A 10,562-nucleotide genomic window follows, 5' to 3' on the forward strand; every position below is an offset into this window, starting at 1 on the left:
TGTTGGTACCGCGTCGCCCGTTGAACCCTCAGCGCGGCTGTCTTGGTTGGCAGCGTCGGTTGCGGTCTTGACCCTGGCCCGTTCGATGAACTGCGCATCGCGCAGTTCATCGACCACGAGTCCAGCGCTTGCGCTGGTCCGGGTGCAGGGGTGGACAACCCCTGCTGGGGCCTGGGGCAAAGCCCCAGCGAAACAGCCTCAGCGAGCCCTCACGACCGCGGATGCGCGCGCCGGTACACCGTGCGGACGTGATCGTCCGTGAGGTGCGTGTAGATCTCTGTCGTCGTGATGTCTGCGTGCCCGAGGAGGGCCTGCACGCTCCGCAGATCCGCGCCTCCTTCGAGCAGGTGCGTCGCGAACGAGTGACGCAGCTTGTGCGGGGAGCTCGGCTTGGTCACGCCGACGCCGCGTGCGTAGGCGCCGAGTAGCTTCCAGACCCCTTGCCGCGTCAGCGGTTTGCCTCGGGGTGACAGGAAGAGCGCGGGCGTCATTGCGGCGCGTGGATGGTCTTTTCGGACGGCCAGATAGGCGTCGAGCGCGTCGAGCGCGGGCTCTCCGAGGGGCACGATGCGCCGCTTGCTGCCTTTGCCGAAGGCGAACACGACGCCTTGCTTCCGATCGACGTCTGCGATCTTGAGGCCCACGACCTCGCTCACGCGGAGCCCCGCGGCGTACATCACGTGCAGCATCGCTCGGTCGCGCAGGCCCCGGAACGACGAGCGATCTGGCGCCTCTAGGATGCGCCCGATCTCGTCCACGGAGAGCACCTTCGGCAGCTTGCGGCTCGTTCGCGGCCGCTCCACGAGTGCGGCCGGGTCCGCGGAGATGGCCCGCTCTCGCAGCAGGAACTTCGAGAAACCTCGCACCGCTGAGAGGTGCCGCGTCGCCGAACGCGCGCCGAGCCCCTGCCTGCCGAGCTCGACGAGGTACGTCGAGACAACCGTCGCGTCGAGCTCGCCTGGGGACTTGATCCCGTTTTCCTCGCAGAGGGCGCAGAGTTTGCCGAGGTCTCGGGCGTATGCCTCCAGCGTGCGCGGCGACAGCGCTCGCTCGACACGCAGGTGATCCAGGTACGCGTCTACCCAGGCGTGTAGGTCCACGCGGCGAGCGTACCGCTCCTCCCCGCTTCGCCGAAGAAATGCGCGAAGTGCAAGGGGGAGTGGCGCGGACGGAAGGTGCGTACATGGGGCGGACGCACGAACGAGACAAGAGGCCCATCCGTGCTCCTTCGAGCGCTTCACCTGCGGCCGGGCGCTTTATGGGGTAAGAGTGTTCGCCGTGGTCGATCCCCGGTACGACGATTGGGGGCTCCGCTCCGCCGGCGGAGCCGTGCCGCCCGGCATCCAGTTCGAGGTCATCGAACCCAAGGGCGGCGAGACTCCCGTGGTCGTCGAGGTGCCCCACGCGGGTCTGTCTCTCGATGCCGAGAGCTTGTCGTTCACCGTCGCGCCTGCGCGCAGCATCGCCCGCGATGCCGACCTGTACGTCGACGCCCTCTTCGAGGACGCGCCTGCCGAGGGGGCCACGCTGCTTTATGCGCGGACGAGCCGGTACGTCGTCGACCTGAACCGCGGCGAGCAGGATGTCGACCACGACGCCGTCGATGGCGGAGGCCGGGCGCCTTGGCCGCGCGGCCTCATCTGGCGCCTCACCACGGATGGCGAGCCCATCCTCTCGCGCAGGCTCCCCCGGGCCGAGCTCGAGCGCCGCCTCGACCTCGTCTACCGCCCCTACCACCGCGTCCTCGAACAACTCCTTGCCCGCAAGCGCGCCCGCTTCGGGTTTGCCATCCTCCTTTGCGCGCACTCGATGCCGAGCCAGGCCCGCCGCGGCCATGAGAACGCCGGGGTCGCCCGGGCTGACATCGTCCCTGGCACCCGCGGCCGGACGACCGCGTCTGCGGCCGTGATCGACGTGGTGGATCGACACGCGCGCTCTTGCGGCTACACAGTGCGCCACGACGACCCCTATCGCGGTGGATTCTCGACGGGCCACTACGGGACCCCGGCGAGCGGCATCCACGCCATCCAGGTCGAGATCTCTCGACGGCTCTACATGGACGAATCGACGTTACGGACGGATCCACAGGGCTTCCAGAGTGTGCGAGAATTCGCTCGCACCCTTGTTGCCCGCCTCGCCTTCGCCGAAAACCCCACGACGCTCGACGCCCTCCGGGGGTATGCTCCGGGCGGTACCTGATCGACCGCGGGCGATCCAGATGGCCTCTCCAGCGCAGAACATGGACAGCCCGGCCTCGTCGAGGACGGCCCCCGCCGGGACGGCGTCGAGCGAACCGCCGCCATCGGCGCGCCGCAGCGACCCTGCCGCCACGACGGCCCCGAAGGCGAACGCCGAAGCCGAACCTGCCGAGGCGCCTGCGAGCGCCCCTCGCTCGAAGCCTCGGGAGCTTGCTCTCGTCGCGGAGGGCGCGGCGGATGGTGCGGCGGCGGTGGCGGATGGCGTGGAAGCGTCCTCCGACGGCGTCGCGGTGAGCGGGGTCTCCCGCAAGGTCGTTTCTCCTGCCGAGACGACGCCTTTCCCGGCGACCTCGGCGACGACGTCGTCTCCCCCTCCCTCACACGTTCTGTCCTCGCCGCAGAGCGAAGAGCGCCCGCGTGAGACGCCGGTCAAGCCGCTGCTCGCGTCCGAGGCGCTCATGGAGGACCTCGCGCCGATCGAGCCCTCGCGGCAGGCTGCGCGGTTCTGGTGTGCTGCCGTGGGCCTTGGCTTTGCGGGGCTCGGCGCGCTTCCGCTACTGGGGGTGCGTCCGGGCGGTACGTCGGCTGCGCTCCCGTGTTTCTTGCTCGGCGGCGTCACGCTCGCGGCTGCGCTGACTCGCGTGACGTATCGCCACCGTGGCGTGGCCATGCTCGTCCTCGGGATGCTCACGGCGCTCGTGGGGTTGGGGGGCGCTGGTCCTGCTGCGGGGATCGCCGCAAGTGCGCCCGTGCTCGGCTTTGCGCGCTTGCTCGCTGCGACGACCTTGCCTGCGGCGCTGCTCTTCCGCGCTCGCTACCGTGCGTATGCCGGGGCCCGATGGCTGCTCGGGGGCGCGTTCCTGTGTGCCTTGCCGTTCGTGATTCTCACGGGGCTGCGCCTGGCTGCGCTGTTGCCGGAGCTTGCGACGGTGGGATCGTTCGTGGCGATCGGCGTGGTTGCTGCGGCGCTCGTGGGCTTCATGGGTTCGGAGACGACGGGGGCTGGCACGTACGTGGGCCTCGGGGTGCTCTGTGGGCTCGGCACGGAGCTCGCGATGTCGGATCTGAGCCATCCGGGCGCGTTTGCGACGTGGCAGGGCCCGACGAGCGTCGTCCTTGCTGCTTTGGCGTTCGTGGCGGCGACGGGGCTCTCCGCGCTGGGGCTCTTCCAGATCCTCGCGTGGCGGCTCTCGGATGACGCGCGGCGGATCGACATCCACGCAGCGGTCCCCGAAAAGCCGCGGAGGCGCGCGGCGCCGCCGACGACGTCGGACTGGTCCTCCTCGGACTGATTGCATCGACCGCATCGCGGTCGATGCACCGGAGGTCCAGGGCTGGCCCTGGTCCGGGTCCAGGGGTGGACAACCCCTGGTCGGGCCCGGGGTGAAACCCCGGCGAAACGCCGCCTCAACACTCAGCGCGTCAGCAGCGGCCAGACCCACCCACTCGACGGCGCCTGGCCGGTCGTTGCTTTCTTTGCGACGTCGCCGAGCATCCCCAGCAGGAACCGCGCGAAGGACGTGTCGACGGGCATCGTGAATGCGACGTCGTTCTCTCGCTGCGCCACCTGCATTTGCGGCACGGGGCCCATGAGCCCGAGCGACGAGAGCAGGCCCATGAAGCCGGTGAGCTTCTGCAGATCTGCGAGGTTTGTCGTCCCGGCTGCCGCCGTCGCTGTGTCTGCGTACGTGAGCGAACCGGCGAAGTTCATGCCTGGCGGCTGGAAATTGCCGATCGTTCGCACCTTCTGCAGCCCTGCGAGGAATGGCATCTTCTGCGTCGTCGCCTCGACGGTCCCCTGCCCGCTGATGTCGCCTGCGAGCGCGAAGGCTGCGTTCGGGGTGTTCAGGAGCTCGATCATCCATGGCGACACCACGCGCTTGATCTCCGAGGTCCGCAGCCGATCGAGCGCGCGACGCATGCCCGTCTCGTTGCCTGTCAGCGCTGTGTGCGGCGTGAGCAGCACGAAGCCCACGTTCCCTGCCGTGTACAGGTCCATGTCTGCGTAGCGCGTGCGCACGAGGGGCAGGCCCGAGCTCACCTTCGTGCGTGCCTCGGCGGCGCGGTGGATCGAGGCGACGTCGAAGTTGCCTTGGATTACCGCGCAGAAATCTGCGCCCTGCATGGCGTAGATCCCGCCGTAGATGCGCGTCACGTCGCGCGAGGGGACGAAGTTCGACTCGGGGCCGAGCGGTAAGACGGCCGTGATGATCGAGCCGACGTCGGGGCCGAGGCTCGACTGGAACATCGCTGCGGCGTCGAGATAGCCGAGCATCACGGGGCTCGATGGCAGGAGCGCGACGGGATCACGATCGATCACCGCGGGATCGACCTGCCGGCCGCCGACGAGGACGACGTTCTGCTCTCCGCCGCCGCAGCCGGAGGGCCCGAGGGGCAGGAGCGTGGTGAAGAGGGCCAAAGCCAAGAAGCGCGCCGATCGGGCGCGAGCTGCCGCAAAGGTCATGACGTTCGACGACGATCCTCCGCCTCGGGCGTGACGTGCGTGGGCCGCTCGAGCGGGAAAGAGCCCACGATCTTGAGCATCTTCGCCTCTCGCTTGATCCCCTCGAGGGCGGCGACGAGGTTTCTGTCGGTCACGTGGCCGAAGACCTCGACGTAAAATACGTACTCCCAGCCCTCGCCCGGCACGGGCCGCGACTGGATGCGGCGTAGGTTGCAGCTCCGCTCCTTGAAGTGCTGGAGGATCTCGTGCAGCGCGCCGGGCTTGTCGTGCACGCCGAAGAGCAGCGCCGTCGCGTCGGAGCCCGAGCGCGGCGCTGGCAGGCGCGAGACGACGCCGTACCGCATGCGCACTTCGCCCTGGTCGCCGATGTTCTCGCGCGCCACGCGTACGGGTGCGTCGGGGCCGAGCGCTCCGCGCGGGATGATTGCGGCGCTGCCGTGGTTGTCTGCGGCGAGCTCGAGCGCGACGGAGGGCGAGCGCACGTCGAGAACGGTCGTCCGCGGGTGGTTCGACTCCAGGTACCGGACCGTGGCGCCGTGATCTTGGGGTGTGACGAGGATCTTCTCGATGTCGCCGAGGTTGCCCGTGACGTTGGCGAGGACCAGGACCTGCGAGAGCTCGTGTTCGCCGACGAGCTTCAGATCGGCGGCGGCGATGCCCTGGATGGTCGGGAAGATCGGCCCGTCCTCGAGCGACTCGTAGGGCACGACGGCGAACTCGGCGCGCTCGCGGGCGACCTCGTCGAGGGCGGCGAGGACGGTCTCGCCGCGGACGAGCTCGGCGCTCGGGCCGAAGTGCTCACGCGCGGCCATCCAGCCGAAGCTGCCTTCGGAGCCGAGGAACACGACGCGGGGGGCCACCTCGAAGACGCGGCAGGCGGCGTCGATGGCGGTGAAGGCTGTCCGGACCGCGCTTTGCGGCAGGGGTGGCTCGGCGGCTCGTTCGAGAGCGAGCAAGTGTTGCCCGTCTGCGATGGGCGCAAAACGAGCAGTCCCGCTCCGCAGCTTGATGATGTCCTGGGCGACGCGCGCCCGACGCTCCAGCTGGCGGAGCATCTGATGGTCGATCTCCGCGAGCTGAGCACGAAGCTCATCGAGCCGCTTTCTCTCGTCCATACCCCGACAACCTAGCATTCCTCGGACCGGCGCGGGGCGGCGTACCTGTACACGTTTGGGGGCTCCGCTCCGTGAAGGAGCTGCGCCCCCAAACCCCCCACACGTTTGGGGGCTCCGCTCCGCGAAGGAGCTGCGCCCCGAACCCACACGGTTGGAAGCTTCGCGGCCGAAGGAACGCTTGGCGCCCGAGCCCTCGCACGGTCGGGACGAGAGGCCCGCGGTGCGAGGGAATCGCGCTGGTTCAGGGCGTGGCTGCCGACGACGTCGAGGACGTGCTCGACGAGCTCTCCGAGGACGAGGTCGACGAGGTCGAAGAGGTCGAAGAGGAGGAGCTGCTCTCGGAGCTGCTCGTGCTGCTCTCGGACTTCGACGACGACTTGTTGTTCGACGAGCTGTAGAGGTCGGCGTACCAGCCGCCTCCCTTCAGGATGAAGCCCGTGCCGCGGGAAATCTGCCGTCGGGCGGTCTCCTTGTGGCAGCTCGGGCACTCCTTGAGGGGATCTTCACGAATCGACTGCTCGGTTTCCCACTCGTGGGTGCAGGACGTGCAGGCGTACTCGTAGGTAGGCATAAAGTACCTCTCGGAATTTCGCCGTGCAGGTACGGCTTCGTTGGACGCCTGTCAAGACGACGGGGCGACTGCCAGCCATTCTGGCCACCCAGGGCCCCGGTGGCTAGCCCTTTCGTCCCCGTTCCGTACGTCCAGGTCATCGCCCTGAGGTTCGTGGCGTAGGGCGCCGTCCGCTCCCCCTACGCCCGGGTGTCGAACACCTTGCCGCGCCCCCCTGGCGGGTGTAACCCTAGCCCTGCGCGATGCGTGGCGGTACGTGGCATTATGTGACGCCATGTGACTGTGACCATCGCCGGTGACGACGGATGCGCATTCGTAAGCTCGAGATTGCCGGCTTCAAGTCGTTCGTCGACCGGACGGTGGTCCATTTCGACGTCGACGTCGTGGGCATCGTCGGCCCGAACGGATGCGGCAAGTCGAACATCGTCGACTCCATCCGGTGGTGCATGGGCGAGCAGAGCGCCAAGCACCTGCGCGGCCGGAGCATGGCCGACGTCATCTTCAACGGGTCGGAGTCGCGCGGGCCGCACGGCATGGCCGAGGTCACGCTCACGTTCGACAACACCGACCCCGAGCTCGCGCAGCAGCTGCCGCTCGAATACAAGGACTACGCCGAGATCGCCGTCACCCGCAGGCTCTACCGCGACGGGACGAGCGAGTACCTGATCAACAAGACGCAGGTCCGCCTGAAGGACGTCACGGACCTCTTCCTCGGCACCGGCGTCGGCACGAAGGCGTACTCGATCATCGAGCAGGGCAAGATCGGCCTCATCGTGTCGGCCCGTGCCGAGGATCGGCGCATGCTGATCGAGGAGGCCGCGGGCATCACGAAGTACAAAGCCCGGAAGAAGCAGGCCGAGCAGAAGATGGACCAGACGCGGCAGAACCTGCTGCGCATCGGCGACATCGTCTCGGAGATCTCGCGCAGCCTGTCGTCGCTCAAGCGCCAGGCCGCGAAGGCGGAGCGGTACCTCGCCTATCGCAAGGAGCTCGAGGACCTCATGCTGCACGAGGCCTCGCACAAGCTCCTGGAGATCATCGTGCTGCGGCAGCGCGAGACGGCTGCGCGGGCCGAGTACGCCGAGAAGGTCCTCGCCTCTCGTACGGCGCTCGCCGCGCGCGACGCCGAGCTCGAAGTGCAAAGGCTCGCGGCGCACCAGAGCGAGGAGCAGGCCGAGAAGGCGCAAAACGCGGCGTTCTCCGCCGACAACGACGTGCGCACGTTCCAGGCCGACCTCGCCCGCGCCAAGGATCGCTTCAAGCACCTCGAAGAGCGCAGGGCCGCAGCGACGGTCGAGCAGCAGGATCTCGAGAAGACGATCGCGGAGCTTCGGGTCGAGCGCGCAGAGCTCGAGAAGCAGCTCGAGAACGTGGCAGCCGAGGAGCAGCGCGAGAACCGCGAGGCGCTCGAAGAGCACGAACGTCTCGAAGAGGTACGCGCAGGCGAGAAGGAGGCCGAGCAGGAGGCGTCGCGGCTGCGCAAGCAGGCGGCGGACGCGGCGGCGAAGGTCGCGGCGGCCGAGGCGATGCTGACCGGCTACGAGCGGCGCTTCTCGGACATGATGATCCGCCGCGAGAAGCTCGACGACGAGCACGGGCGGCTCGTCTACGAGCTGGAAGAGCTCGAAAAGAAGCGGGAGGTCCTGGCGGCGCAGGTCGCCGAGCTCGCCGCGCACAAGAAGGACTCGATCGAGCAGCGGGCCACGCTCGAAGCCGAGGCGAAAGCGCTCCGGGAGCAGGCCGTCGCGAGCGATCGCAAGGTCGAGCAGGCGAAGAACGAGCACAACCAGAAGCGCAGTCGCCTGCGTGCGCTCGAAGAGATCCACGCGCGTCTCGAAGGCGTGGGCGCGGGGCCGAAGAGCCTGCTCAAGACGAAGGATCCGTCGATCGTAGGCCTCGTGGCCGATCGGATCGAGGCGCCCTCGGAGCTACTCCCGGCCTTCGCGGCGCTGCTCGGCGACAAGCTGCAAGCGATCGTCGTGACGAACACGGAGCGCGCGTCGGCGCTGCTCGGCGATCTCGCGGCGAAGAAGCAAGGGCGCGCGACGCTCGTGCCAGCCCGGCCGCGGTACGTGGCCGGCGGGCCCGTGGCCTTGCCGTCAGGCGAAGACGTGGTCGGGCCGCTGTTCGAGCGGATCCGCTTCTCCGCAGAGGACGAGCCGCTCGTGCGGGCGCTCGTGGGCGACGCGGTCGTCGTGCGCACAGCAGAGGCGGCGATCCGGCTCGCGACGTCGGGCGCGACGGTGACGCTCGTCTCGCTCGACGGGACGGTGGTTCGTCCGGATGGAACCGTGAGCGGCGGCGCGGGCGACGCGGTGGCCGCGGGGATGCTGGAGCAGAAGCGGGAGATCCGCGAGCTGCACGACGTGGTGGCGAAGCTCGGCGATCAGGTGACGGCGCTGCTCGAAGCGCAGACGGCCGAGCGGCAGCGCATCGCCGACCTCACGGCAGCCGTGGACAAGGCCCGGAGCGAGGCGCACACGAGCGAGATCGCGCTCGTGACGGCCGAGAAGGATTTCCGTCGCGCAGAGGAGCAGCTCGCCGCGTCGCAGAAACGACGCAGCGCAGTCCAGCGGGATCTCGAAGAGGTCATGGACGCGCTGGAGAACGCAGGCGGCGAGCAAGAAGAGGCGCGCGAAAAACTCGAAGAAGGGCGTCGGCTGCGCGAGGAGGTCGGCGGGAGGCTCGCGACGAGCGAGGAGCTCGCGGCCGAGTGGAAGGAACGCGTGATCGCGCAGCAATCGGTGGTGACCGAGCGCAAGGTGCGCCTCGCGCGCGTGCGCGAGCGAGCGACGGCAGCGCGATCGACGGTGGAGCGGCTCGCGCGGTCGTGTGACGAGCTCGGCGGGCGGATCGCGCGCCTCGACGGCGAGCGGACGGACTGCGCGGAAGGCGCAGGCGTGGCAGCCGCGACGATGATGCTGTCGCGGGAGAAGCTCGACGACGCCGTGCAACGTGCCCAGGCAGCACACGCGTCCCTCGAGGACGCGCGGCGCAGGCTCGATGCGGCGCGGCAGACCCTCGCGGCGAAGGAAGCCGATCTGAAGGGCCTCCGGCAGGAGCTGACGGACGCCACGGAGAAGCTCCGTCAGCACGAGATGGCGCTCGCGCGTCTCGACATCGAGGAAAACCACCTCATCGAGGGCGTGCGCGAAAAGTTCCGCGGCCTGTACCTGCCGACAGTCGTGGGCGACTACCACAAGCGCGCGCCCGTCGATCAGCAGCACCGCGCGCGCATCCAGGAGCTCGGCGAGCTGCTCGATCGCATGGGCCCGGTGAACCTCGACGCGATGCGCGAGTACGCCGAGGCCGAGGAGCGGCACAAGTACTACGCGCAGCAGAAGGACGATCTCGAGAGCGCGCTCTCCGATCTGGAGAAGGCCATCGCGCAGATGAACCGCGAGTGCAAGAAGCTCTTCAAGACGACGTTCGACGCGATCAACGCGCGCTTCAAAGCACTCTTCCCCAAGATGTTCCGCGGCGGCGCAGCAGAGCTTCGGCTGACGAACCCCGAGGACATGCTGGAGACGGGCATCGAGATCCTCGCGCAGCCCCCAGGCAAGAAGCTCGGCAACATCGAGCTCATGAGCGGCGGCGAAAAGGCCCTCACCGCCGTGAGCCTCATCTTCGCCATCTTCCAGTTCAAGCCCTCGCCCTTCTGCGTCCTCGACGAGGTCGACGCCCCCCTCGACGAGGCCAACGTCGCCCGTTACAACGAGGCCATCCGCTCGATGACCGCGCACTCGCAGTTCATCCTGATCACGCACATCAAGCGCACGATGCAGTCCGTCGACGTGCTCTACGGCGTGACGATGCAGGAACCCGGCGTGTCGCGCATCGTGAGCGTCAAGGTCAACGAGAACGCGAAGTCGTCGAAGGACAAACCCGCCGAGACGGTGGCGGTCGCGTAGTCAGAGGGCGCCGCGCCGGGGCTCTGCCCCGGGCCCCGCGGGGGCTATCCGCCCCTCGACCCGGACCAGGGCCAGCCCTGGACCTCTGGGCATCGACTGCGCGAAGCGCAGTCGATGCGGGGAAAGTCTTTTAAGCTGTCCGCCACGTCTTTGCAGGGCCAGCCCTGGACCTTTCGTGGACGAACTGCGCTACGCGCAGTTCGTCCAGCAGGCCGTTGGTACAGCGTCGCCGATCGAACCGTCAGCGCGGCTGCCTCGGTCGGCAGGGTCGCTCGCGGTCTTGACCTGTCCCGTTCGATGAAC

General features: G+C 68.6%; 7 protein-coding genes and 1 pseudogene. 4 read left to right on the forward strand and 4 right to left on the reverse strand.

Annotated features, from left to right (window positions below):
• Nucleotides 1-209 precede the first annotated feature (209 nt).
• Entirely contained in the window at nt 210-1,100 is an 891-nt protein-coding gene (gene xerD / locus QHF85_RS48700; protein WP_281334397.1) for a site-specific tyrosine recombinase XerD, read from the reverse strand.
• Nucleotides 1,101-1,278: 178 nt separating this feature from the next.
• Here xerD and QHF85_RS48705 point away from each other — a divergent pair, with 178 nt between their 5' ends.
• Both QHF85_RS48705 and QHF85_RS48710 read left to right on the forward strand, forming a co-directional pair.
• A complete protein-coding gene (locus tag QHF85_RS48705; RefSeq protein ID WP_281334398.1) occupies nt 1,279-2,199 on the forward strand; it encodes an N-formylglutamate amidohydrolase in 921 nt (306 codons plus the stop codon).
• Nucleotides 2,200-2,461: 262 nt separating this feature from the next.
• Nucleotides 2,462-3,490: a hypothetical protein gene (locus tag QHF85_RS48710; RefSeq protein ID WP_281334399.1), complete on the forward strand. Its 1,029-nt coding sequence runs from the start codon at nt 2,462-2,464 to the stop codon at nt 3,488-3,490.
• Nucleotides 3,491-3,612: 122 nt separating this feature from the next.
• Here the strand turns inward: QHF85_RS48710 and QHF85_RS48715 are convergent, their stop codons facing one another.
• Both QHF85_RS48715 and QHF85_RS48720 read right to left on the reverse strand, forming a co-directional pair.
• Complete coding sequence (locus QHF85_RS48715) at nt 3,613-4,662, reverse strand: hypothetical protein (RefSeq protein WP_281334400.1); 1,050 nt, start codon at nt 4,660-4,662, stop codon at nt 3,613-3,615.
• Nucleotides 4,659-5,777 (reverse strand): prephenate dehydratase domain-containing protein, encoded by a 1,119-nt coding sequence (locus QHF85_RS48720; RefSeq protein ID WP_281334401.1) that lies wholly within the window; start codon nt 5,775-5,777, stop codon nt 4,659-4,661. The genes QHF85_RS48715 and QHF85_RS48720 overlap by 4 nt, the downstream gene beginning before the upstream one ends.
• A gap of 248 nt (nt 5,778-6,025) precedes the next feature.
• Between QHF85_RS48720 and QHF85_RS48725 the strand changes: the two genes are divergently transcribed.
• A complete protein-coding gene (locus QHF85_RS48725) occupies nt 6,026-6,175 on the forward strand; it encodes a hypothetical protein (RefSeq protein ID WP_281334402.1) in 150 nt (49 codons plus the stop codon).
• Nucleotides 6,176-6,201: 26 nt separating this feature from the next.
• Here the strand turns inward: QHF85_RS48725 and QHF85_RS49885 are convergent.
• Nucleotides 6,202-6,348: pseudogene (locus tag QHF85_RS49885) on the reverse strand (zinc ribbon domain-containing protein); the annotation flags it as partial.
• A gap of 305 nt (nt 6,349-6,653) precedes the next feature.
• Here QHF85_RS49885 and smc point away from each other — a divergent pair.
• Nucleotides 6,654-10,259 (forward strand): chromosome segregation protein SMC, encoded by a 3,606-nt coding sequence (gene smc / locus QHF85_RS48730; RefSeq protein WP_281334403.1) that lies wholly within the window; start codon nt 6,654-6,656, stop codon nt 10,257-10,259.
• Nucleotides 10,260-10,562: the final 303 nt, after the last annotated feature.

The sequence above is a fragment of the Polyangium sp. 6x1 genome (assembly GCF_029946515.1).
GTDB lineage: Bacteria > Myxococcota_A > Polyangia > Polyangiales > Polyangiaceae > Polyangium.

What these genes read in the sequence shown, in the direction of transcription:
- QHF85_RS48715 (WP_281334400.1), bottom strand. Translation starts at nt 4,662, where the DNA reads ATGACCTTTGCGGCAGCTCGCGCCCGATCGGCGCGCTTCTTGGCTTTG.
- smc (WP_281334403.1), top strand. Translation starts at nt 6,654, where the DNA reads ATGCGCATTCGTAAGCTCGAGATTGCCGGCTTCAAGTCGTTCGTCGAC.
- QHF85_RS48720 (WP_281334401.1), bottom strand. Translation starts at nt 5,777, where the DNA reads ATGGACGAGAGAAAGCGGCTCGATGAGCTTCGTGCTCAGCTCGCGGAG.